Raw genomic sequence first — 23525 nt, forward strand, 5'->3', positions numbered from 1 at the left:
TTAATTCGTGGGATAGACGCGTATGGCAATCACCTTGAAACAACTGGAAATCTTCCACGGCGTTGTTGTGGCAGGCTCCATTTCCAAGGCCACAAAGCTTCTTGGCGTGTCACAGCCAACCGTATCGCAACAGCTCTCGAAGCTTGAGGATTGCCTCGGATCGCAATTGATCAAGCGTAGCCCCTCACGCTCTGACGAACTTACTCCGAGCGGAGAGCATTGGTTCCGCGTTGCAAGCGAGATAAGTCAAATATTGTCGTGCGCATGGGAACGTCATCACACCGAATTTGACGGTAAACAATTGGTCTTGCAACTGGGCTCGATCCCAAGCATGCGCCGTCGCTTTATCGCCTTAGCCGCACAAGCCGCGCGCGATGTTGAAGGGTTCAAACACTTTGCGTTCAAAACAGGCGAGAATTCCGAGCAAGTGATCGACATGATCTCCATGCACCGCGTCAATTGTGCCATCGTGAATACCAAGAGCGCCGAAGCTCTCAGTTCGTCTCTTCAGCAAGAATTCCTGTTTAGCGACCAGATCCTATGGGCCGTCCCACGCGATGTACCTATTGACTACATTGAACAAATTTTGAAAACGAAACGGCTTGGAGCCAATGCTCCGCCGTCTCTGTCATGCTTCGTCGCCATAACGGATCCTGTCTCATGGCAGAACAAAAGCGAAGGATGGTATGCGACGACGCTTCCCTTTGCCGAACCATTTTATTCCTGCCCTGTTCACCGTGCGGGAATGGAAATTGTCGCCCAAGGGCTCGCGACAGCACATTTGCCAAGCTCCCTGCTGCCGCATCTTTCGTCCTCTCTACAGGACAAAATCCGGTTTATTGATACAGGCGAACACGCGCGCGACATTTCTCTGGTCATGCCAAAGCACTTGATGACTCTAAAGCCCTTCGCACAATTTTTCACGCTTCTCGCGAAACGGGTGAAAGAAGCCCACGCCTCGGCCATGGATCAGTTTCTAACCAGAAGTGTCGGTCAGATGCGCGGCACAGATCGTTCCCCCACGCACCCCGTGAGCTACAACAGCGACTTAATCAAATAGCGATCCTTCCAAGGTACCTGCTCAGCCGCTAGCATCTGCATCGCGGTAAATTCGTTGACCTTGTAGCGTATGATGTAGCGACGCACGGAATGCCGCTTGTCGATCGACTCGGGGAAGCATCGCGCATCACAATCGCGGCCTACCTCGCCTTCCTATGGGATCGCCAGAAGCATGAGCAATCACCTCATCTTTCGACACGCCTTTAACGGAATGACCAAGAAATTAGCCCAGTGCGCCGCCTGCGGTCCCCATAACAATATGACTGATTCAATACTTTTCGGCAGGCAACCCAAAGCCATCCACAGCCGACGAAAATGGGACGAAAAAAGGCTAAAGCATTGATCTTTCGACCAGCCCGTAAATAAGCGAAGAAAATATCTGCGTTGATGGTGCTGCTGGAGAGAATTGAACTCTCGACCTCTCCCTTACCAAGGGAGTGCTCTACCTCTGAGCTACAGCAGCGCCGTGGGCGGCTGATTAGACGCAATCGCGCGCGCTTGCAAGCGCAATTTGGAGAAAAATTTGTGGCGCGCGCGCGCGCCTGCAATGGCAGGCGTGGCGCTTGGACTGGACGGGAGAGGGAGGTTTGGCTACATGGAAAGACATGAACAAGAACGCCCCGAAGGACACAGCCAAATCCAACGCCAAGCCGACTCGCGACGAGCGGCTCAAAGCGGCGTTGAAGGCCAACCTGTCGCGGCGCAAGGCACAGGCCCGCGCGCGCAAGAGCAACGCGTCCGACGGCCCCGAGACAGAGCGATAGGCAGGCAAAGATGGACAGCATTCTGGTACGCGGCAACGGGCCGCTTTCGGGGGATATCGAGATCGCGGGCGCGAAGAACGCCTGTCTGACGCTCATGCCCGCAACGCTTCTCTCCGAGGAGCCTTTGACGCTGACCAACGCCCCGCGCCTGTCAGATATCAAGACCATGACCGAACTGCTGGCCTCTCTGGGCGCCGAGGTTTCCGCGCTGCAAGACGGCAAAGTGCAGACGATGAGCTGCCACGGTGAGGTCAATCCCGTTGCGGACTACGAGATCGTGCGCAAGATGCGTGCGTCCAACCTCGTGCTCGGCCCGCTCCTTGCGCGTCTGGGTCACGCGGTTGTCTCCCTGCCTGGCGGCTGTGCAATCGGCGCGCGTCCGATGGACCTTCATACCACGGCTCTGGAAGCGCTCGGCGCGGAGATCGAACTCAAGGACGGCTACCTGCACGCAAATGCGCGCGGCGGTCTGAAAGGCGCGGTCCATAAAATGCGCTTCCCCTCCGTGGGCGCGACCGAGAACTTCCTGATGGCCGCGACGTTGGCCAAGGGCACCTCGGTTCTGGAGAATGCCGCGCGCGAACCCGAAATCGTCGATCTGGCCTCCTGCCTGCGCAAAATGGGCGCGCAGATCGAAGGCGACGGCACATCGCGCATCGAGATTCAGGGTGTTGACCGCCTGCACGGCGCAACCCACCCCGTTGTCACTGACCGCATCGAACTTGGCACCTTCATGCTGGCACCCGCGATCTGCGGCGGCGAAGTAACCTGTCTTGGCGGCAAGCTGTCGCTGGTCGAGAGCTTCGTGGCGAAACTGAACGAGGCGGGCATCGACGTGACCGAAGACGCGCGCGGGCTCACGGTCAAACGCGCGGGCGATCGGGTGAAGGCAGTGGATGTTGTCACCGAACCCTTCCCTGGCTTCCCCACCGACCTACAGGCGCAGATGATGGCGCTGCTTTGCACCGCCGAAGGCACCTCAAGACTCGAAGAGACCGTTTTCGAGAACCGCTTCATGCACGCGCCCGAACTGATCCGCATGGGCGCGGACATCGACGTTCAGGGCGGCGTGGCAACGGTGCATGGTGTTGACCGCCTCAAGGGCGCCCCAGTAATGGCCACCGATTTGCGCGCCTCTGTGTCGCTCATCCTTGCGGGTCTGGCCGCCGAGGGCGAAACGGTAGTCAGCCGCGTCTACCACCTCGATCGCGGCTATGAGCGCGTCGAGCAAAAACTGTCGGGCATCGGCGCAAGTATTGAACGCATCACGGAATAAGGAACGCTCCCATGGTCGAAGACGCACGGTTTGAAGATGGCGGCGAGCGTCCGCTCTATCTGCGCGCACTCGACACCGAGGATCTGACGGTCCTCTCCGCGCTCTGCCAGGACGCGGTGGTGCCGATGGGCGAGATTTCCTACGATGCCACGCAGCGCCGCTTTGCCTTGCTGGTCAACCGCTTCCGCTGGGAAGATGTCGCATTTGCCGAGGAACGCCGCCGCCCCGTGGAGCGAGTTCAGGCGGTTCTGGTTTTCGACGACGTTATGACCGCGAAATCCATGGGTTTCACGGCTGGCGACAAGGACACGGTGATCTCCATTCTCGCCATGACCTTCACGCCATCGACAGACGGCGCGGGTCGGGTCGAAATTACTCTGGCGGGCGACGGGGCCATCGCACTCGACGTCGAGGCGCTGGATGTCACGCTCAAGGATGTGACGCGCCCCTATGTCGCGCCATCGCGCAAAGCGCCCTCCCACGACGACCTGTGATGGCGAGCGAAATCAACCGAAACGGAAATGCTTGCCGCGACCGAGTGGCGCGAAACGTCACGCGGCCACGCCTCCACGCTTGAGGCGCGGGCAGGCGTGCGGTAAAGGCGTGGGTTCAAGGAGAACCACCCAATGCCCCAGTTTCTGTCCACCACCGACCCCGATTTCGACGCGCGCCTACGCGAGGTTCTGTCCGCCAAGCGCGAAGACAGCCCCGAAGTCGATCATATCGTGGCCGAAATCATCGCAGATGTGCGTGCGCGCGGTGATGCGGCGGTGCTGGAACTGACCGAGAAATTCGACCGTATGTCGCTCGACGCGGCGGGCCTGCGCTTTTCCGATGCCGAGGTGGATGCGCTTTGCGCTCAGGTCTCCGCAGAGGACCGCGAGGCGCTGGAACTGGCCGCCGAACGCATTCGCGCCTACCACGTTCGTCAGGTTCCGGAAGACACCATGTGGACCGACCCCGACGGGGCAACACTGGGCTGGCGCTGGACACCCGTTTCGGCGGCGGGTCTCTATGTCCCTGGTGGCCTTGCAACCTACCCGTCCTCAGTCCTGATGAACGCGATCCCCGCCAAGGTTGCGGGCGTGCCGCGGCTGGCGATCACCGTGCCTACGCCTGATGGCGAGGCCAATCCGCTGGTGCTTCTGGCCGCGCGGATTGCAGGAGTGGACGAGATATACCGTATCGGCGGCGCACAGGCCGTGGCCGCCCTCGCCTATGGCACCGAAACCATCGCCCCAGTCGACAAGATCACCGGACCAGGAAACGCCTTTGTCGCCGCAGCCAAACGGCGTGTCTTTGGCAAGGTCGGCATCGACATGATCGCAGGCCCCTCCGAGATCCTCGTGATTGCGGACAGTGACAATGACCCCGACTGGATCGCCATTGACCTGCTGTCGCAGGCCGAGCACGACGAAAGCGCCCAGTCGATCCTGATCACCGATGACGCAGCCTTCGGCAAGGCGGTTGCGGAAGCGGTTGAGGCCCGACTGGAGACACTCGAACGCCGCGCCATTGCGGGACCGTCATGGACCAACAACGGCGTTGTCATCACGGTGCGCGACCTTGATGAAGCCGCCGAGATTTCCGACCGTTTCGCGCCCGAACACCTCGAACTTTGCGTGGCCGATCCCGAGGCCCTGTCGCAAAAGATTACCCACGCGGGTGCGATCTTCCTCGGCGCATGGACGCCAGAGGCCATCGGCGACTACATCGGCGGACCGAACCACGTCCTGCCCACGGCACGCTCGGCGCGGTTCTCCTCTGGCCTGTCGACACTCGACTTCCTCAAACGCACAACGCTGGCTAAGATGACCCCCGAGGCGCTCAAGGCCATAGGCCCTGCAGCGGAAACATTGGCAAAAGCGGAAAGCCTCGAAGCGCACGGTCTGTCGGTGCGCGCTCGGCTGGATCGGCTCAACGGAGGCGTCGATGAGTAACCTCATTGCCATCACCATCGACGACACGGGTCTGGCCCCGCCAACCGCCGAAATCGAACAGGAACGTAAAGTAGCGATCTTCGACCTGCTCGAAGACAACAGCTTTGCCCTGCCTGCCCGTGACGGGCGCGACGTGCCTCCTGGTCCGTTCAAATTACTCCTGTGCATCCGAGATCGCCGCCTCGTCTTTGACCTGTCCGACGAGAGCGACGCGAAGGTCGGCGAATTCCACCTTTCGCTCGGCCCCTTCCGTCAGGTCGTCAAAGATTACTTCCAGATCTGCGAGAGCTATTTCGACGCGGTAAAGACCATGCCCCCGAGCCAGATCGAAGCCATCGACATGGCGCGGCGCGGCATCCACAACGAGGGCGCGCGCGTCCTCCAAGAGCGTCTGGAAGGCAAAGCGGTGGTCGACAGCGACACCGCACGCCGCCTGTTTACGCTCATTTGTGTGCTGCACTGGGGGGCGTGATCGCATGACAGCAGAACGCCCCACCTCCGTCCTGTTCTGCTGCGACCACAATGCCGTCCGCTCGCCCATGGCCGAGGGGCTGATGAAGAAATTCTACGGCACCGACATCTACGTCCAATCGGCGGGCGTCAAAAACGACATGGATATCGACGGTTTCGCCATCGCGGTCTGCGAGGAGATGGATGTCGAGCTGCATCGCCACCGCGCGCGCTCGTTTGAGGATATGCGCGATTGGGGCGACGACATATCGAGCTATGAACTGGTGGTGGCACTCTCGCCCGCCTCCCAACGACAAGCGCTTGAACTCACGCGCTATTACCACCTCGATGTGGTCTACTGGCCCATCATGGACCCCACGGGCATCGGCACGACCCGCGAGCAAAAGCTCGACGCCTACCGCCAAGCCCGCGACCAGATCATCGCGCGGATGACAGAGCGTTTCGGCCCGCCGCAGGGTGCATAGGGCGCAATTCACGCGCCAAAACCCGCGCCAAACCCAGCATTTGACGTCGAATGCGCGCCATTTGCGCCAATTGTGCCTTGAAAAGCCGCCCGTAAAGGCGCATTTACTGACGCGCCCGCACAATGGCGGGGAAACACATATAGGAGTGAACATGGCCAAGGAAGAAATGCTCGAATTTCCCGGTGTCGTGAAGGAACTCCTGCCGAACGCGACATTCCTGGTCGAGCTGGAAAACGGCCATACGATCATCGCTCACACGGCAGGCAAGATGCGTAAAAACCGCATCCGCGTTCTCGCAGGCGACAAAGTTCAGGTCGAAATGACCCCTTACGATCTGACCAAGGGTCGGATCAACTATCGCTTCCGCTAAGCGAACCGACCCCACATGAAACTGATCCTCGGTTCAGGCAGCCCGCGTCGGAAGGAACTTCTGGCGCAAATCGGGCTGTCGCCAGACGAGATTCGCACCCCCGACATCGACGAGGACCCCGCCAAGGGGGAATTGCCCCGTCCCTACGTTCGCCGCATGGCACGCGAAAAGGTCGAGGCCGTTCCGCGCGTGGATGGCGAGGTTGTGCTGTGTGCCGACACGACGGTTGCTTTGGGCCGGCGGATCATGGGTAAGCCTGCGGACGAGAAGGAAGCCGCTGCGTTTCTGATCGCCATGGGCGGCCGACGCCACCGCGTCATTACGGCCATCGCCGTTGCTGCGGGCGACCGTATCCTTGAGGCCGATGTTATCACCGAGGTGAAGATGAAACGCCTCAGCGACGCCGAACTCAACGCCTACCTTGCCTCTGGTGATTGGAAAGGCAAAGCGGGCGGCTATGGCATCCAAGGGCCTGCGGGCGCCTTTATCCCGTGGATACAGGGCAGTTATTCCGCCGTCATGGGCCTGCCCGTGGCCGAAACCGCCTACCTGCTGATGGCAGCGGGATACCCTGTCTATGGAGAACGTACATGAAGGGCTCCGTGATCGCCTTGGGCGAAATTGATGGAAAGCGCGCTGCGGCCCTGATCCGCGACGGCAAGCTCGATGATTTCGTCGTCGAGGCGGGCGAGAATGCCCCCCCTGCCCCTGGCTCGATTTTCCGCGCCAAAGGCGGCCGCCTCCTCAAAGGAATGGGCGGAGCGCTGCTTGATCTGCCCAATGGGGAAAGCGCCTATCTGCGTGGCTCGAAAGGTCTCAAACCTGGCGCACCCATGCTCGTGCAGGTCACGCATATCGCGGAAGAGGGCAAGGCTGTCCCCGTCACAACCCGCCTTCTGTTCAAATCGAAATACGCGATCATCACCCCCGATGCCCCTGGCCTGAATATCTCGCGCCAGATCACCGGCGAAGACGCGCTGATCATCCTCCACGATCTCGCCGCCGAGACGATGGAGGGCGCGGACGAGACGCTCGGCCTGATTCTGCGCTCCGCCTGCGAAGGGGCCAAACCCGAAGATATAATCGAAGACATCGCTGCCATGCGCGCACTGGCCGAGGCCGTTCTCGCCGACCGCGAGGGTGCGCCCGAACTGCTTGTCGATGGTGCGGACCCGTGGGAAATCGCGTGGCGTGACTGGGATGCCGATGTTTTCGACGATAGCGAGGACGCCTTCGCCAACCACGGTGTCGAGGAGATGGTGGACGCCGCTCTTGACCCGCGTTGCCCACTCACTGGCCCCGCCAGCGCCTATATCGAACCAACCCGCGCGCTTGTCGCGGTGGACGTGAACACGGGCGGAGACTTCTCCCCCGCCGCGGGCCTCAAGGCCAATATCGCTTTGGCCCGCGACCTGCCGCGCCAGTTGCGCATTCGCGGCCTTGCGGGACAGATTACCCTTGATCTGGCTCCCATGCCGAAGAAGGATCGCCGCCAGTTTGAACATAGCCTACGCGCCGCGTTCAAAGCAGACGGCAAGGACGTTGTTCTCGCAGGCTGGACCCCGCTGGGCATGTTCGAAGTGCAGAAGAAACGCACCCGTATGCCAATCGCCGAGGCCCTGAAATGAGCTGCCCGATCTGCGGAGAAGAAAGCGTCAAAGCCTACCGCCCGTTCTGCTCCAAACGCTGCGCGGATATCGACCTTGCCCGTTGGCTCAACGGCTCCTACGCCGTGCCCTCAGCGCGCGAACACGATCCCGAAGAGGTCGCCCGCGCGCTTGATGAGGAATTGAACAAGGACACCGAAAACGGCGGTAACGGCAGCTCTAACGCGCCGCATTAAGCACGACGCCGAAATAGGCGCCGCCCAGTTCCGAATTTCTTCAAATTCCCTCTGGACACCGCCGCGCCCCCCCACTAAAACCCCGCTACCCGAACGCAAAAGCGTTCCCCGTGCCTGGGTAGCTCAGGGGTAGAGCAGTGGATTGAAAATCCTCGTGTCGGTGGTTCGATTCCGCCCCCGGGCACCATTCTAAAGCCCTGAAGATAAAGGATATTCCGGACACATCAGTTATGGAATATTTACTGCTGGTCTGTTCGGGGCTACATCTGGGCTACATCCTGAAACGCTGAACCGCTTCGGGACTCCTTGTATGCCGCGCGATGCGCGGAGTCTGGGGACCGCCGGTCCCCCACCTCAACCGGAAAATACTACGTCCTGCGGCGGGCCGTGTCCTCGGCTTCACCTGCGGGCCGCTCCACCCCTTGCATGTCTTGATTTTCCAATTGCGGCGGTTCCCCCCCTGCTCTCGGCGAGGGCCAGTCCGGCAAGAGAGACACGCGCGATGCGCGGCTCACTTGCCAGCCCGTCCAATTCTGGAAGGGAGCAAGAGACTGAGGGAGGCCACAAATGGCTAATCAATTCGACATTCAACAGCATGTAACAGATTCGATTATCGGAGCGATTGAGGCGGGAACACCCCCATGGCGTCAACCGTGGACCGGGAGTAAGGCGGGCGCAGCGTTTCCCCTGCGGGCCAACGGGGAGGCGTACCGGGGGATCAACACGCTGATGCTCTGGATGATTGCCGGTCGGAAAGGCTTTGCAAGCCCGTATTGGTTCACATTCAAACAAGCCAAGGACGCGGGCGGAATGGTCCGCCGTGGTGAGAAATCCGCTTCCGTTGTCTATTACAACACGCTGGAGAAAGAGGATGAGGTGACGGGGGAGGAGGTTAAAATCCCTTATATACGGGGCTACCGTGTTTTCAACGCCGATCAGATCGACGGACTACCCGAGGATTACTATCGCTCCGCCGCCGTGGAGGCCCGAGACCTCGGGACCGAGGCCAGTCCCGAGCTTGACGCTTTCTTTGCTGCGACAGGGGTGCAGATCAAGACGACCGAGAAGCCGGAGCCTACTACCACTCAGCGCGTGACGTAATCCACATGCCCCCGGTCAGCACCTTCCATGATGCAGGCGGCTATTATGCAACCCTTGCACATGAAACGATCCACTGGACCGGCCATGAGAGTCGCCTTGACCGCTTTAAAAAAGGCCGCGACCGCGAAGCATACGCACGGGAAGAGCTTGTGGCAGAAGTCGGGGCTTGCATGACCTGCCTTGCCCTCGGGCTGATCCCTGATTTTGGGCAGAGCGGCGCATACATCGAAGGATGGCTTAAAGCGCTACATGATGACAAGAAGTTCATTTTCAGCGCCGCCAGCGCGGCACAGAAAGCGGTGGACTACATCACCGCACCCAACAAATTCCAGCAACGGGAGGCCGCGTGAGCGGCCCCCACTTCACAGGAGAGAACCACATGAAACTCCACGACCTGACGTTCGATCAGCTCGAAAGCGAATATCCGAGCGAGGCGGCGGACGCTTTCCACAACGTCGAGAACATGCAGGGGCGGAATGGTCGCGATTTGTATGAATTGATCGAAGAGGAATTCGCCCGCATCACCGAAGGGGTTGAGGCCATCGGGCAGCATGTCGTCGCGGTTGCCATCGCTCACAACCGTGACCGAAAGAGCTACCCCGCACATGCCCGAGGTAAATTTACGCTCAAAGCGGTTTCCGGGATTCCGGAATAAAGAGTCGAAGCCCCGCCATGGCGGGGCTTCTCTATACATCCATGTGAATGACACTATGAGTTTCGATCCGTCGTGACAGAACCCGTGACATTTCATGTCACAGAACCCGTCACAGCCGTTCGAGCGGGGGCAGGCCCCCTGCACCCCCTGAGCATTGATAAGGGGTGAGCAAAGGCGGGGAGCCGGTGTTCACCGACACACAATGTTCTCCAAATTTGTGAAGCCTACGTGGTGCCCATGTGAGAGTGGGTGGAAATTGTAAAAATGTTTGCAAGAGTGTCGATATATACTTTAGATGAGCACACATCCGAAAGAATGTTTCTCAGACTTTTATGAGGGCCGCGTGAAGAAGATTTTTGCACCCATCATGGCTGTTTGTACCATGATCTCTCCCGCCTATGCATTTGAACCAAAGGCCAATGTGGATTCGGCAAGCTCCAAGGCGGATCAACCCTTCAATATCCTTGGCGCTACATCTGGTATGACCTTTGATGAAGTCAAGGAGGCAGTCGCCGAGCATAAGTTTGGTCTCTATCTTGAAGAGGGCACTTACGGAATCCGCAGTGGATCGAAGAGCGTTTCCTTTGAAATGCCCATGAGCTTCGATACCCGTCTTTATGATAATCCTTCAATGTATCGAAACCTTCCGGAATATGATCGCTTAAGAGGCGAACTATCTTCGCCAGCGGCAGGCTCCGTCGTGACTTTCATTGAGCGGTCTTTCCGCATTCCTATCGAGAAAGCACCCCCCTGGGATAGCGTCATGGCAAAGCTGGTCTCAGCCTATGGAGAGCCCTCGTACTCAGATCACATCGGTAACTATTGGATATTCGATAGCACGGGCGCCCTCGTTGAAGGCAAGCCAGATGTATTTGATGGAGGATGCATTGCCCCATCGGTCAGCTTTGAATTCATGTCGACCTCAGATCTCGACAAAAACTTTTGCTCAGCAATCTATTTCGCCACAGGAAAGAACAACTCCTATGGATTGACGGCTCGCTTCCATTACCAAGATATCAAATTGAAGATCGCTGACGCGACATCGATGAGTGAGCAGATGGAAGCTGAGATAAACGCGGAGACCAAGGAAACAGATCTGGATTTGTGAAAGACCTGCTCAACTATGAAATTAAATATTCGATGACAATAGTAAGAAATTTGGGGCTTGTTGTGGGAATGACCCTTTCGCTTGCCGCCTGCAAATCTAAGACCTCCCAGACGCCAGTGGTGATTTAGGATGATGGCATCTACGTAATTAACCCACTTGGCAGCCACCCGATGAAAATGTTCTGGATCAAGGGAAATGGTAACCTGACGTCGATGGCCGGTGACTTCAAGCGGTAGAATAGGATTGCGACAAAACCGATCTGCCAAACACACCACCTTTGAATAGGCTGGACAGTTGTCGAAATTATACTGTGGCCATTGAGCTTCGATGAGGCTCCTTCACCAAATCTCGAATCATCACCACAAACAACAGGACTATCACCATGAGAGTTTTACCCAACACATGCCTGATCGCCGCTCTTTCCCTCACCGCATTTCCGGTATCCGCGTCGGAATGGACTCATAATACCCTTATGCTAGGGCAATTTGAAGGTAGCCTTGATAACAAGGCGGAAGGCTCTTTTCTCCATTATAGCTGCTCGGGTATGTCCTCAACTGTATCCTTTTCAGTGAGTGGTCTACACATAGCCGCTGGCAAGAGCGTTGTAGAAGTCGACGGCATCCAAGTCTTTGAAGGCAATACCGTCTACAATTCTTCATGGGATGAAACCAGCATTTCCAGCCGTGTCCAGGCAGACTGGGGACAGGTCCAGAAGGATAATCACAACAGGATTATCGATGCTCTCGCGTCTGGAGCAGAGGCTGTCTGGACGACGCCAAACGAGGAGAGCTTTACCTTTAATCTTGAGGGGTCCAGCGACATCCGAAACTGTAAGGTGAAGTGATTGCCGGGGGGGGGGCTTAACTGCACGGTTCGGGTCGAAATAAAACCAAACAATAATATCAGCGGCGCGATGAATTTGCGTTCTCGCCTTAAGCTTTCGCGAAAAAGGGAAAAATGAAACATGACTTCGATCGACAAACTTGATGTTTACGTAGCGCGGCAATTCAACAAAATCGGGAGCCTTTTCGTGAGGGATATCGCAGTTTCTCTCCTCATGATCAGCACGTTCGCAATGCCTTCCTCCGCAATGCTCCTGCTTTTCGAAAACGAGATTGGTTTGCTCAAATTCTGCCTATTTATGCTGCCCGCTTTTCTGGGCGCACTTGTTGCCGCATCTCCATCTATATTTCACCGTACCGGGGCGCTCACCTGGTTGTCCAAAAGCATTTTTGCGCTTTGGTTCGTTTGCGCAGGCCTGTACCTTATCTTTGGTGCGGTTTTTGCATTCGTTACCCTTTTGGGCGTCACTTTACATGAGATGTATACTCCTTACTCAATTACCTTTCTTGCGCATTACGCAATCATCGCCATTGTTCTCACATCCTATGCCACAGGCGTGCGCAGCGACGAGTGAAACGCCATCCTACTGACCAAGAGGTTACGCAGAGAGCTATGTGGAAAGGCAAGACAAACAGGAACGCGGATGCAGCGGAAATACGACCGCCCTCAACCAGCGAAGACTCTCCCAGCCCGATCAACTCCGGCGATCTACCTGGATGATCCAACAGCGCTTGCGTCACAGAACCCGTCACAGCCGGTCGAGCGGGGGCAAGCCCCCTGCACCCCCAGAGCATTGAAATGAAAGATCAGAAGGAGGGAAGGCCTCACGCTACCCTCAGCTTTAACGTTCCAAGCATCATCCTTCCGCCAGAACGCCCTCGAAGGCCAATTTGAAATCGGCTTTCGTCTGGCCGTCCTCATTGTAGAATGGAAGCCCCAGAACCTCATAGTCACGCCCCTGGAATATGGTCTCAAGACGCGCCTGACTTTTGATCTCGGAAAGGAACTCTTGTTTCCAATCATCCTGGGGACGGAGATGATCGCCCTTGGGTTCGATGAAGAGCTGCAAGATCGTACTGGCATCTGCACCCTTCTTCCGCAGGAAAAGAACAAAATCGGGTTCGAAGGCGCGTCCGGACTTAAAGTCGAACATCTTCACCGCTTTCTCATTCCGCAACAGATAAAAGTCATCATAGACATCACGAAGCCGCGCCTCCTGATCGTGCATGAATTTTATGAAGTGCTTTTCCTGATCCGTCCCATAGCTGTCGTCATAGGCGTGCCATTCCTTGCTGCTCAGGTCGATCTGATCCAGCCCCGGCACATTGCTTTCGGCCCAACTTAACCCAGTCTCACCTTCGACCCGGAGTTTTAGCACCTTGTCAGTGAAGCGGTCTTTGATGGGATAGGGCTTGAAGTCCTTGGTGCCAATGTACTCGACACTTTCGCGTTTCACCCCGCTTTCGATCTGGTGCAGAACGTATTGCGCGATGTCCAACTTTTGCCGTGGCGTCAGGTTATCCAAGTCATCGGGCAATCCGCGCACACTGACAGTGACACCACCCAGATAAGTGTCAGAGGTGACAAACTGGGTGGCGCTGGTGAGTTGCGGGAAATAGGTCTGCAAATTGACGAAGTGGAAGAAGTCGTTGGCGTCCATCGCAAAGCCCAGAATGGCCCTGCCGAAATCGGCCAGCTTGAAGTCGCGGGACACGGGTTCTTTGCTGGACGGTTTTAGAGTCAACTGTCCACCGCCAAAGGCTGAGGCTTCGGTTACTCGGCCTGTCATCAGGTTGGGATAAGTGAAGGAGCCTTCAATCTTGTAGGCGGCCAGCCCCGCCACATCGTCACGCGGATTGCGTACCCGATCATTGACCCAGACAAACTCACGTTCATAGAAGTCGGTCTGCTTGAAGCTGTCCTTGAGCCGCAGCCGCACCGTCCGGGCCGTGTCGTCCAGCATTCCGGTTTCGCGCAGGGCGTTGCGAATGTCCTGAATATACTTGGGATTGTGGGAACAGTGGTAATGTAATTCCTCCAAGATGCGCAGGGGCGCGTCCACGGCGCTGTCGTACTTGCGCTTTTCCCGTGCGGCGTCGGGCTGATCTGGGGCTGTGAAGGGGAAGTACCTCGCCCCGCGTCCGATCAACTGCGCCTCTGCCATCGTGGTCTTGCCCACCTTGTTGGCCTTGCCATCACGCGTGTCATACAGCCGTACAATGTCGAACAGGTTCAGCACGTCCCAGCCTTCGTTCAGCTTATCGACGGCAAAGATTACCCGTATCTCGTTATCTCGATCCTCAAGCGCGTTCAGCTCTATCTGTCTGTTTTCCAAATCCTTGGGGTTGTTGACGTTCACCACTTTCTCAGGCGCAAAATCGCCCTGTAGCTCACGAGCGAAATCTGCGCCGCTCATGTCTCGTTCATCCATGATGAAGGCAAAGGCACGGGAAAGCGTCTCATCGCCCTCAGAAGCCGCTCTGAGCGCGTCCAGCGCCTCGCCCGTCAGCCCCGCCACCATCGCCGTGAAGGCCGCTTCGTTGTCGGCGCTGTCCTTGATCGTCTTGGACTTCATCAGGATCACTGGCTTGCAATGCAGCCCATGCGCTTCGGCCACCTTGCGGCGGTACTGGCTCAAGACCATTGCCTGCATCATTCGTTCAACGGGCGGCAAATCGGCCTGCCGCAACTCGATGTCCTTGGAATAGCCGTCTTCCCGAAACTGCCGCAGGGAATAGTCGTAGAGTATCTTGTCGGCATACTTCGCCCGGATCGCGTCGTGGCTCAGGTCCACGGTGGCGGTAAACTCCAACAGCATGTTCTCGGGGTGCTGGCGGAAAATCTCCGACACCGTGCCTTCCCAACTGGCCTTGTCCTCTGCCTCGGTCTTGTTCAGCGTCTTCTTGGTATCGGCGTTCAGGTGGTGCGCCTCGTCCGAGATCATCACCACTTTGTAGTCGCGGAAGTCTTCGATGGTGACGGCGTTCTCTTTCGGGGCCTGCATCCGGGTATGCAGCCCTTGGATGGTGGTGAAGTGGATGTTGATCGCATCGCCTGACACCGCGTCGAAAGTGTCCACCGCGCGGATCTCCACGGGCTTGTCGTCAATGCGCACCGTGGACGCGAACAGGTGCTTGGCCGACGCGGGGTTGAGAAAGTTTTCCTTGGTCTTCTCTATGATCTGGGCGGAGTTCACGAAGAACAGGAAGTTGCGATAGCCGCGCCGGTAAAGGTCCAGGATCAGCGCCGCCATCAGCACCGTCTTGCCGCTGCCCGTGGCCATGTGGAACAGCAGGTGCGGGGCCTTGGGCCGTTCCTCGTACTTGTCGATGTAGAACAGCCAGCGTTCCAGTGCCGTGCGTTGATAGGGGCGCAACTCAATCTGGTGCGCAAGGTTCCCTGTTATGTCATCTGGGATGTCCGCCTTGAGCATCCCAAACTTTGCAACCGCATCAATCTGTTCGTTTAAAGTCTGGCTCATTGGTCCAGTCCGTAGAAAGAGCGGGTCGCACGGGCGTCTTCGTCGGAAATGTCGAAGTCCGCATCGCCAAGGGAGCCGAGATTGACATACAGGTGGTTGGCATCAAGGCAGTCCATCAACACGCGCTTGGCGTCTTCCAGCGGAAGTGCGGCGAAGTCATCGGTATCAAAGGCGCTCAGGTCCACGTCATAGCGCAGATAGCCGGTGGCCTTCATGTCGGTATGAATGCTTTGCAGCGCGGCCATATCCGGGGCTGCTTCGATCCGGTCGGCAAAGGCGGAGTTGGAAGCCGCGAGTTCGGCATAGACAAACGACCCGCCGCCCTGCCATTCGACGGCTTTAGAAATGCCGCTCTGCTCCCCTTCGATCACTTTTTTGAACCGAGATGCAGGCAAATCAAGGATATAGTCCATTTGTTCAACGGCTATCCATTTCCGCCGCATCTTGTGAGCTACTGCGGCGGTGGTGCCTGATCCCGAAAAGAAATCGAGCACGATGTCGTCCTTGGATGAAGAAAACATCTGGACAATGCGTCGCAAAAGAGCCTCGGGCTTTTTTCCAGCAGGAAAGCTAATGCCGCCTTCAGACTGCAAGTTATTTGTCGGAATGTCCGTCCAAAGATTGGAAACTGGACGTGCGACTAGCTTCTCGCCGTCTATTTCTCGAAGCCCTTTACCTAAGAAGTACACTTGTCGGCCCTGATACAAGTATATTGGATCAAGTCCCTCACGATCCAACTTGATAACGTAATCCAAGTCCCGCGATCTTCTGAGATGCTCCGTCAGCCACGCGGACGGTTTTTGAAGGGTCTTTGTCTCGAAAACTCTGTAGGCATTCTCTATTGCAAACTCGTTGGCGCGCTCAGTTGCAACAGCGGTAGCTTCTTCCGCACCGAGTTCTTTCTTGGCTTTGGCCCACTGACTGTTCGGGGTCTCTCCGCTGAACCCCATCCCATCGAGAACATGTGAGAATATACCCTTAAAACGCCATTCTTCGCAGGGGTCTTCAAAGTTTTCAATGAAGCGGGAAAAGTGTCCGAGGTCTACCTCTGCACTGCCAATGTAGGGAACGTGATATTCGAAACTCGACTTTCGCTTTGAGTAACAAAGAATGAAGTTTGTGACCTGTGTTGGTCCCGTGTTCACGGTTTTGAAGCTGGACGTGGTGGCAGCTTCGACCGACACAGTGGTTATATAGTTTTCTGCTCCGAAAACCTCATCCATTAGAACCTTGCAGTAGTGGATCTCTGTATCGTCAAGTATAACTGCAACTGCTCCTTCATTTGCCAATAAGTCTCGCGCAACCTCCAAACGGTTCCGCATGAATGTCAGCCAAGTCGAGTGGTTAAACCGATCATTGTATCGGAAGCTGTCATCTCCCGTGTTAAAGGGTGGGTCGATGTAGATCAGTTTCACCTTGCCCGCGTAGCACGCTTTCAGCGAATGCAGCGCCAGCAGGTTGTTGCCTTTGATAAGCAGGTTGTCGCCGTCTGACACCTCGCCCACGGGCTTGGCCTTTCCCGCCGCCACGGCCTCCGCATCCCAGCGTTCCCAGCCGGTCAGCACCTTGGGTTCAAACAGCCGCGTGATGTCGTCCGGGGCCAACGTCGTGTTCCAGAACACCTCGTTGCGACCCCGATCCTCTTTCGTCATGCCGCCTTCCAGCACGCAGTCCTTGTAGGGCCATGCCAGCACCACGTCGCGCGACTGGCTCAGGTAATCGCCGCGCCCATCGGTCAGGCCGATCCGGTTCTTGAAGGCGGTGTAGCTGTCGGGCAGGAAGGCTTTGTTGGACACGAAGTCCTGAAACTTCACCTTGTCGAACACCAGCGCACCCGCCACCTCGGTGAAGAAATGCGCCTTGATCGTCTCAGACTGCATCAGCAGTTCCAGCAGCCGCGCATCCATGTTCAGCGCCGCCTCGATAACCGCATTCTTGAGGATCGCCCCATCCGAGATGAACGCCTGTTCGGCTTGAAGAAGCGCGGTCAAGTCATCGAGAAGGTTCTGCATGGATGATTACCTCAATTAAATTCTTTTCACCCTTTTGACCTATCGAAAGGGAAAAATCCAGCGCCACCTCGCCTACGTCATCGCCCGCAAAACAAGGGCTTTAGCTCTGCAACTCGAACTCAAGGAGCTTGCTGACCGAAATGTGTCCTTGCCTCAGAAATCGCGCTCAGGGTCGCATGCACCGGTAGGAGAAATAGGGATGCCGCCGCCGATGAAATCAGCCCACCCTCGACCAGTTTAGACCGCCCGAGGTGGACCATACCAGGGGACCGCTCGGGCAAATCTGATAGCGCGAGTGAGACCGCAATTTCCACGTCAGACATCCCAAACCACTTTGCCCGTGCGCTCGCTTCCCGGAACGCAGCCGCCTCTTCCCTGATAGCCAGCTTCCGGTCTTTCGGGAGCCGATGGAATGCGATCAGGGCGCAACCCCGCCGTGTCGCGCTATATGCCGCCCCTGCGTCCTGCGCATCTTCTGAGCTAATCCCGATCACGCGCCCACGCACGACCACGTCGCCGGGAGCGTTTTCCGGAAATTCACGGACATATACACGCAGACCGGTATAGAAAAACGCCACCACACTCATTCCAACACATACCACGAAACTTTTCATATCCATCGCCTGCTTTCTGTTTTTCTTGCGGTGTTAATGGCATTAACATATAGTGAACAGAGTAAGAACAGCAAGCAATGTTTTGTATAGACAAGTCATATACAAAACCGCTTCGCCGGTCGCGGTCGCTCCGATAGTCGCCTGCGGCTCCGAGGGAAGAAACTTCCGGGGAATACATGATGCGTGAGAACATCCTGCAAATCAGATTGTCAGACCGCGAATGGGATCACATCGCAGACATGGCGGGGTCAGTTTCACTTCCCATGTCCAGCTATGTCCGGTCATTCATTCTGACGCAGACGCCGCCCAAACCCAAAGCCTCGGGCGTGACCGTCGAAGCAGTTGCGGCGCTGAATCGCGTCGGTGCATTGCTCAATCAAATTGCCCGTGTTGGCAACTCATCAAAGGCTTTTTCGGCGGCTGAGGTTGGGCGGGTGACAGCCGCGCGAGAGCGCATTCTTGAAATTGCAACAGAGCTAACAGGAGATTGAAATGACGACCGAAACCGCAATGGCCCGCACGATCACCATCGTTTTCACCAGCATCATGATGCTCATGATCGTCGGACTCGTGCGAGGTCTAATCTACGTCGCGGACACGCCGCGCCGCCGCCGTGCGGCGCGGAAAGCCTCTGCCGAGGTCAATCCGCAATGATCGCAAAAACCCGGAAAGGCGAAAATTTCGGCAGGCTCATACGATACCTGACAAAGCAAAATCGCGGGCGGCTTCTGGCGCTCTATAATCTCGCGTCAGACAGCCCCGAGGCGGCGGCATCTGAGATGACCGTTGCCGCCGCGCAGAGCACCCGGACGACGCAGCCAGTCATGCACATCTCGGTCAGCTATGCACAGGGAGAGCAGCCCACCCCGGCGATGATGCGGGCGGATGCGCGGCGCGTCCTGAAATCCCTCGGGTTGTCCGAAAATCAGGCGGTGGTCATCGCGCATGATGACAAAGACCACCCCCATTTTCACATCGCTGTAAACAGGGTCGGGCCGGACGGCAAAACTGTTTCCGACAGCAACAGCTATGCAAAGATTGAGAGCGCGTTGCGCCGGATCGAGGCGGAGCGCGGATGGACCGCCGTCGAAGGCCGAAACGCACCATCCCCGGCCACGGGAGAGCGTATGCGCGACCATAGGCGTAGCCGTGAACCCTACCAGCCGGATGTACCGGAGCGCGTGAGAAACGCCCTTCTGACGGCCACAAGCTGGAAGGATTTACACAGGGAAATCCGTGCCACCGGGTGGGCGTTCGAGATCGTACAAAAGGGCAAAGGGTCCGGCGCACTCCTAACCGGCCCTGACGGTCAGAAGATCGGCGCGGGGCGGATCGACCGGGCGGCAACATTGACGCAACTCCGGCGGCGGCTTGGCCGTGACCCGGAGCAGGTCAAGAAGGCGCGTATGCGGGCCGCACGGACCGCGCGGCGGGAGCTTGGCAGAGCGGCAGGCATGGCCGCGAAAGCCGCGTTCGCGCCGTTCCTCGCCCCCGGCTTCCAATCGCAACACCGCCCTCGGCGGAGGCCGAAGCGCGGCCTTCGCGCACCGGGCCTCAGATAACAGGATCACCCCATGGCACGGATCAAGAGGCCCGACGCAGCCGAGGATGATGCAACCTTGCCGCCGTCCGATGATATCCGCCGGTTCATCGTCTACGCGGGCGATCTGATCGAAGCGCAACAGCGCGTCACAGATGAACTCACTGCCGCGCGGGCAGCCCTCACCGAGGTATCCAATGGATACCAAAGAACCTCACGCGCCCTCGCAAAACGCGAGTCCGAGGGTGTCACGGTTCATATCGGGAGCGATATCGACAAAGCCCGCCAGCACATCGCACAGGCCCTCTCGGAGCCTCTGGCACGGGCCGAGGCTATCGCACGAGAAACCCGGATCACCGCGTTCCTTTCCGGCCTCACCGGCGCTGCAATCGGCGCGGGTGGCGTTGCCGTGCTGCTTATCCTCGACCTGATCTAAGGAGGATCATCATGCGAAACACATATGCCGTCCGCTGTCTCCTCGACGCTGCCACCGTTGCCCGAGATCCACTTGACGCAACCGCTTGCCGCCGTGCGGCAGGCTGGCTCAGGTGGTGCGATGGATTTGGAGCAACGCTGACCGAAGGCGAGGCCGAACGCCTTGCCCAGGGCAAGGCCTTGGGCGAGGCTGCCCGACAGCTTATCCGCCGTCTTTCGGAAGAGTTTCCCGCGCCGCCCGAGGATGCGGCCCTCACGTATCTCGATGATGACGAAGAGAGCGGATGGATGCGACACATCCCCGAGGCTACCGGAGCCGCGCGAACGGCGCGGCGCAGGGAGACAGAGGACGAAAGGCCCGAGGTTCGAGACCCGTTCGAAGACATGGAACCGGGTCTTTAAAACGAGAAAAACCGGGGCATTGCCCCGGTTTCCCGATCATGGACCTATCCGCGCTTCCACGGAATTGCACCTCGCCATCATCACATCGGCTCATCCCCGCGCAGGCGGGGAAATGTGATGAGCACCACCGGTCTTCGGCGCGATTGTCGGTTCATCCCCGGGCAGGCGGGGAATACGACTTTGTCGATCTCGGGTCATCCCCGCGCAGGCGGGGAAAATGTGATCGACCTACGAGGCCCATTCAAACCGCCTGTGCGGCGGGTAACAATAAGGATCAATCGAAACCGACCCTTGTTTAAGCGCAAGATTTCTCTATGCCGCTTGTACTCTCTAAGCCACCTGTTCGGCGGGGGACGAGATGATCAGGCAATTTGTCGCCCTCACAATCATGTATGTATGCGCCGAAAATTCAGATACAAGAAAAAACTTCGACGGTTCAGGAATTTTCTTCGTACAGGGCGGCGGCTTTCGAAAAGGCGTCAAAGAACCCCTTCTTTTCAGCATCATCATACGATTTCAGAGCGATCACAAAAGCAATGAACGTCGGGGAAACATCGCCAATTCCAGCAATGTAGCGCCCGAGTTCAGCGGGTGTTTTCCCTGCGATGTCGCTTGATGAAAAATCGAAGGCCAATGCCTTTACGTCGTCAAAGTTCATGTGTCTCTCCAGTTCATTCAATGGGCTATCTATGCGCAAATTTCCGGTGCGCAAGAAAGTTTTCGGTCAGCCGCCCCCGACCGGGGGGCGGGGGTTTGAACTGCCGCCCGTGGGTTTCGGGACGCCGCCGCCCGTAGGCTTTGGCACACCGCCGCCCGAGGGCTTCGGAGGCTGATCACCACCCGGCGCGGCACCCCCGCCGGGCGCACCCACAGGAAGCCTCGCACCGGGGCGCACAGGGGCGACGGCATACGTATTGGAGACGACTTGATCACGGTCCCCCATCCAGCGCAGAACCCGCGCGGGTAGCTCAGTGATCAGGCTGAAAGACCTTTCCAATAGCACGACGTAGATCAGCGCCATCAGCACCGCGTAACCGATGATGGCAACAAATCCGAATGTGAAATCGCCGCCGATGACGCCCTCAACAGCGTAGTAAAATCCGGCGGACAGGAGCGCATCTGACACGCGGAAAATCACCATTCCCGCGATGAACCCGAAAATCATCAGCATGGGTGTAAAGGCGAGGGTCAGCATCAGCAACCAGCCGTTCCGGCCCGCCTCGCCGCTGATCCCTTCGCCGTCCATCCTCATGTGTGACAGAGCAAAAAGGTTAATTGCGATCACCGCTTCAATCACGACAAGAAAATAACCGGTGACACCAAGGAGCCAGAAGATGAAGGGCATGATGGGCAGGACGAAAGACAGGACCACGCCCGCGCCGATCATCGCTGTGATGATCGGTCCGAAAGAGACCGCCAATGCCCCGCCCGTCGCGAGGCCAGCCAACGTTGAAATCCCGATCAGCGCGAATGCGAATGTGATCAGAAATTTCCCGATGGAGGTGAGGCCGATCATTGGATCATCGGCGAAATTTCCCGGCTCTAACGCGGAGAGGAGAATTCCGTGGAGGTTGGTGAGCATGGACTGCGCACCGGGAACGCGATCCCAGATCGAGTCCGCCGCATCAGAGTTAATCTCAGCCACTGTCGCGGCGTCGAGAGGAAAGCCAAGGGCGGCAAGTTTCCCGGAACTCTCTGCGAACTGTCTGTCATAACCCTCAAGCGTCCGGGTCATTTCAGACGAGGCGGCCATACCCTCCACATCGTCCTCAGACACATACGAACCGAGGCCCAGCCATTTCCGCCCGGTTGCGCGTCCACCGGCTTCTTCGAACAGGTCTTCGGGAGACGCCGAAAGTTGCGGCCCATCGGTCTCCGGCCTTGCCTCGATCACGGACGACAATCGGTTGTTCAGCCGCGCCAGCGTAATGTACCACGTCCCCGCGCCGATCCAGCCTTCTCCGAGACAATCCGGGCCGGTGCAGTCCACATCGCCCCGAATGCGGTCAAGGAGCATGTCGCGCCCGTCATCTGCACCGGAGGCCTCAATTGCCGCCGCCCGGAGTTCAACCATGAACTCGGACATGGCAGAGTTTGCATCGCGCGTGATCTGAGCAATCTCGTCCGAGATATCGGCCATGTCTCGGCCATTCCGCGCGTCGTCAAAATGGGTCGCGGTCAGTGTGGACATTTCGGCGGCCACAGTGTCGATCAGAACTGCGTGGCCCGTGCTGAACGCCTCTCGGAGCGCCTCCCCGTCTGTACCGAGGTCTGTCAAATACACGGGCATATCCGGCGTTTGCCACCCGCCGCACAGGCCCGGATACGACTTCCTGTCATCGCCGGGGTAGGTGATTGCAGTTGTCACTGCAATGCTCTCCGGCGGGGCATATGAAACGAGTTCACCGTCCCCCCGCAGAACCTGAACACGCGCCCGCGACCCGTGGCCCGGCACAACATTTACCATCCGGTGATATCCGATCACCGGGCGCGGCTTTGAATTGTCGGCAGCATATCCACTCGCGATATCGAGTTGATACTGCACGAGCTTCATGCACCCCGCGTTCGCATACAAATCCCGGATCAGCCCCGGCGAAACACTGGGGGCGCTGGCGGCGAGGGGGATATCATCAGATATCACCGTCTCCGCCGCCGCCGTCCACACGACGGACGCCGAGGCCGTCGCTCCCTTGACGATGTAGGCTATGCCTGCCTGCCCCAGATTGTAGCCGCCGAGGCCGGGGAGAGGGATCAGGAGGCCGACGCCGAAAAGCACACGCAGGGGTGCCCAGAGGGAGGACCACCGTTTCCCCAGCACCTCGCCCTCATGTGCGGTCTGCATAACTCCGACCGTGACATTGTAGAAGAACAGCAACCCGCCGACCGCGACGCATGCGAAATTCAGATATCCGATGATTTGAGAAAAAACCGTCGGTCCCGACGCACCCGCCGCCGAGGGGAAGAGCGGCCCGAAAATTTCATGGAGAATGACGCTCGAATAGGCATCGCCGAACTCCGTTCCGAACCCGTCCCAGAACGTCGCCGCAGACGGGTCAGCGGCGAGAGCCGGGGAGGCGATCAGCATTGCGATCAGAAAAAAGAGGTATTTCATGGCGGGTCTCGTGTGTAGAGGGCAATCAATCAGCG

General features: G+C 57.9%; 27 protein-coding genes and 2 tRNA genes. 23 read left to right on the top strand and 6 right to left on the bottom strand.

Annotated elements, in window-relative coordinates; all coding sequences use genetic code 11:
* The first annotated feature begins 22 nt into the window (after positions 1-22).
* Entirely contained in the window at positions 23-1060 is a 1038-nt protein-coding gene (locus tag ACN0SC_RS08600; RefSeq protein WP_417249264.1) for a LysR family transcriptional regulator, read from the top strand.
* Positions 1061-1447: 387 nt separating this feature from the next.
* Here ACN0SC_RS08600 and ACN0SC_RS08605 read toward each other — a convergent pair.
* Positions 1448-1522 (bottom strand) — tRNA-Thr (locus ACN0SC_RS08605).
* A 124-nt stretch (positions 1523-1646) separates the two neighbouring features.
* On the opposite strand from ACN0SC_RS08605, the gene ACN0SC_RS08610 reads away from it, so the two are divergent.
* The 17 genes from ACN0SC_RS08610 (at position 1647) to ACN0SC_RS08690 (ending at position 12468) form a co-directional block, all read left to right on the top strand.
* Positions 1647-1823 carry a hypothetical protein gene (locus ACN0SC_RS08610; RefSeq protein WP_417249530.1) on the top strand — a complete coding sequence of 59 codons (177 nt, stop codon included), beginning with the start codon at positions 1647-1649 and terminating at the stop codon, positions 1821-1823.
* Between the two features lie 10 nt (positions 1824-1833).
* Positions 1834-3099: a UDP-N-acetylglucosamine 1-carboxyvinyltransferase gene (gene murA, locus ACN0SC_RS08615; RefSeq protein ID WP_417249265.1), complete on the top strand. Its 1266-nt coding sequence runs from the start codon at positions 1834-1836 to the stop codon at positions 3097-3099.
* Positions 3100-3110: 11 nt separating this feature from the next.
* Positions 3111-3593 carry a DUF2948 family protein gene (locus tag ACN0SC_RS08620; RefSeq protein WP_417249266.1) on the top strand — a complete coding sequence of 161 codons (483 nt, stop codon included), beginning with the start codon at positions 3111-3113 and terminating at the stop codon, positions 3591-3593.
* Positions 3594-3725: 132 nt separating this feature from the next.
* Positions 3726-5039, top strand: a complete 1314-nt coding sequence (gene hisD, locus ACN0SC_RS08625; RefSeq protein ID WP_417249267.1) for a histidinol dehydrogenase — start codon at positions 3726-3728, stop codon at positions 5037-5039.
* Entirely contained in the window at positions 5032-5511 is a 480-nt protein-coding gene (locus ACN0SC_RS08630; protein WP_417249268.1) for a UPF0262 family protein, read from the top strand. Before hisD ends, ACN0SC_RS08630 begins: the two co-directional genes overlap by 8 nt.
* A gap of 4 nt (positions 5512-5515) precedes the next feature.
* Positions 5516-5974: a low molecular weight phosphatase family protein gene (locus tag ACN0SC_RS08635; protein ID WP_417249269.1), complete on the top strand. Its 459-nt coding sequence runs from the start codon at positions 5516-5518 to the stop codon at positions 5972-5974.
* A gap of 151 nt (positions 5975-6125) precedes the next feature.
* Positions 6126-6344 (top strand): translation initiation factor IF-1, encoded by a 219-nt coding sequence (gene infA / locus ACN0SC_RS08640; RefSeq protein WP_009573923.1) that lies wholly within the window; start codon positions 6126-6128, stop codon positions 6342-6344.
* Between the two features lie 15 nt (positions 6345-6359).
* Positions 6360-6938 carry a Maf family protein gene (locus ACN0SC_RS08645; protein WP_417249270.1) on the top strand — a complete coding sequence of 193 codons (579 nt, stop codon included), beginning with the start codon at positions 6360-6362 and terminating at the stop codon, positions 6936-6938.
* Positions 6935-7972 carry a ribonuclease E/G gene (locus ACN0SC_RS08650; protein WP_417249271.1) on the top strand — a complete coding sequence of 346 codons (1038 nt, stop codon included), beginning with the start codon at positions 6935-6937 and terminating at the stop codon, positions 7970-7972. The genes ACN0SC_RS08645 and ACN0SC_RS08650 overlap by 4 nt, the downstream gene beginning before the upstream one ends.
* Positions 7969-8187 (top strand): DNA gyrase inhibitor YacG, encoded by a 219-nt coding sequence (locus ACN0SC_RS08655; RefSeq protein ID WP_417249272.1) that lies wholly within the window; start codon positions 7969-7971, stop codon positions 8185-8187. The genes ACN0SC_RS08650 and ACN0SC_RS08655 overlap by 4 nt, the downstream gene beginning before the upstream one ends.
* Positions 8188-8299: 112 nt before the next feature.
* Positions 8300-8374 (top strand) — tRNA-Phe (locus ACN0SC_RS08660).
* A 380-nt stretch (positions 8375-8754) separates the two neighbouring features.
* A complete protein-coding gene (locus tag ACN0SC_RS08665) occupies positions 8755-9288 on the top strand; it encodes an ArdC-like ssDNA-binding domain-containing protein (protein ID WP_417249273.1) in 534 nt (177 codons plus the stop codon).
* Positions 9288-9638 (top strand): zincin-like metallopeptidase domain-containing protein, encoded by a 351-nt coding sequence (locus tag ACN0SC_RS08670; RefSeq protein ID WP_417249525.1) that lies wholly within the window; start codon positions 9288-9290, stop codon positions 9636-9638. Before ACN0SC_RS08665 ends, ACN0SC_RS08670 begins: the two co-directional genes overlap by 1 nt.
* Before the next feature lie 29 nt (positions 9639-9667).
* Positions 9668-9943, top strand: a complete 276-nt coding sequence (locus tag ACN0SC_RS08675) for a hypothetical protein (RefSeq protein WP_417249274.1) — start codon at positions 9668-9670, stop codon at positions 9941-9943.
* A 343-nt stretch (positions 9944-10286) separates the two neighbouring features.
* Positions 10287-11051, top strand: coding sequence for a hypothetical protein (locus tag ACN0SC_RS08680; RefSeq protein WP_417249275.1), 765 nt, complete (start codon positions 10287-10289; stop codon positions 11049-11051).
* 382 nt (positions 11052-11433) lie between these two features.
* Positions 11434-11895 carry a hypothetical protein gene (locus ACN0SC_RS08685; protein WP_417249276.1) on the top strand — a complete coding sequence of 154 codons (462 nt, stop codon included), beginning with the start codon at positions 11434-11436 and terminating at the stop codon, positions 11893-11895.
* Positions 11896-12015: 120 nt separating this feature from the next.
* A complete protein-coding gene (locus tag ACN0SC_RS08690; protein WP_417249277.1) occupies positions 12016-12468 on the top strand; it encodes a hypothetical protein in 453 nt (150 codons plus the stop codon).
* Between the two features lie 282 nt (positions 12469-12750).
* On the opposite strand, the gene ACN0SC_RS08695 is transcribed toward ACN0SC_RS08690, so the two are convergent.
* From ACN0SC_RS08695 to ACN0SC_RS08705, 3 genes are all read right to left on the bottom strand, one after another.
* Positions 12751-15375: a DEAD/DEAH box helicase family protein gene (locus ACN0SC_RS08695; RefSeq protein ID WP_417249278.1), complete on the bottom strand. Its 2625-nt coding sequence runs from the start codon at positions 15373-15375 to the stop codon at positions 12751-12753.
* Positions 15372-17387, bottom strand: a complete 2016-nt coding sequence (locus ACN0SC_RS08700) for a DNA methyltransferase (RefSeq protein WP_417249279.1) — start codon at positions 17385-17387, stop codon at positions 15372-15374. The genes ACN0SC_RS08695 and ACN0SC_RS08700 overlap by 4 nt, the downstream gene beginning before the upstream one ends.
* A 119-nt stretch (positions 17388-17506) precedes the next feature.
* A complete protein-coding gene (locus tag ACN0SC_RS08705) occupies positions 17507-18007 on the bottom strand; it encodes a hypothetical protein (protein ID WP_417249280.1) in 501 nt (166 codons plus the stop codon).
* A gap of 173 nt (positions 18008-18180) precedes the next feature.
* Between ACN0SC_RS08705 and ACN0SC_RS08710 the strand changes: the two genes are divergently transcribed.
* The 5 genes from ACN0SC_RS08710 to ACN0SC_RS08730 are packed head-to-tail and all read left to right on the top strand — an operon-like array spanning position 18181 to position 20378.
* On the top strand, positions 18181-18492 hold the full coding sequence (locus ACN0SC_RS08710; protein WP_417249281.1) for a plasmid mobilization protein: 312 nt from the start codon (positions 18181-18183) through the stop codon (positions 18490-18492).
* Position 18493: 1 nt separating this feature from the next.
* Positions 18494-18655, top strand: a complete 162-nt coding sequence (locus ACN0SC_RS08715; RefSeq protein WP_417249282.1) for a hypothetical protein — start codon at positions 18494-18496, stop codon at positions 18653-18655.
* Positions 18652-19563 (top strand): relaxase/mobilization nuclease domain-containing protein, encoded by a 912-nt coding sequence (locus ACN0SC_RS08720; RefSeq protein ID WP_417249283.1) that lies wholly within the window; start codon positions 18652-18654, stop codon positions 19561-19563. The genes ACN0SC_RS08715 and ACN0SC_RS08720 overlap by 4 nt, the downstream gene beginning before the upstream one ends.
* A gap of 12 nt (positions 19564-19575) precedes the next feature.
* Complete coding sequence (locus tag ACN0SC_RS08725) at positions 19576-19977, top strand: hypothetical protein (protein WP_417249284.1); 402 nt, start codon at positions 19576-19578, stop codon at positions 19975-19977.
* 11 nt (positions 19978-19988) lie between these two features.
* The gene (locus tag ACN0SC_RS08730; protein WP_417249285.1) at positions 19989-20378 is read left to right on the top strand and encodes a hypothetical protein; all 390 of its coding nucleotides are present in this window, start codon (positions 19989-19991) and stop codon (positions 20376-20378) included.
* Between the two features lie 436 nt (positions 20379-20814).
* On the opposite strand, the gene ACN0SC_RS08735 is transcribed toward ACN0SC_RS08730, so the two are convergent.
* Together ACN0SC_RS08735 and ACN0SC_RS08740 are read right to left on the bottom strand one after the other, a co-directional pair.
* Positions 20815-21036 carry a hypothetical protein gene (locus ACN0SC_RS08735; protein ID WP_417249286.1) on the bottom strand — a complete coding sequence of 74 codons (222 nt, stop codon included), beginning with the start codon at positions 21034-21036 and terminating at the stop codon, positions 20815-20817.
* A 66-nt stretch (positions 21037-21102) separates the two neighbouring features.
* Entirely contained in the window at positions 21103-23490 is a 2388-nt protein-coding gene (locus ACN0SC_RS08740; protein WP_417249287.1) for a DotA/TraY family protein, read from the bottom strand.
* Positions 23491-23525: the final 35 nt, after the last annotated feature.

The sequence above is a fragment of the Celeribacter sp. genome (assembly GCF_048261515.1).
In the GTDB taxonomy this organism is placed as follows: Bacteria; Pseudomonadota; Alphaproteobacteria; order Rhodobacterales; family Rhodobacteraceae; genus Celeribacter.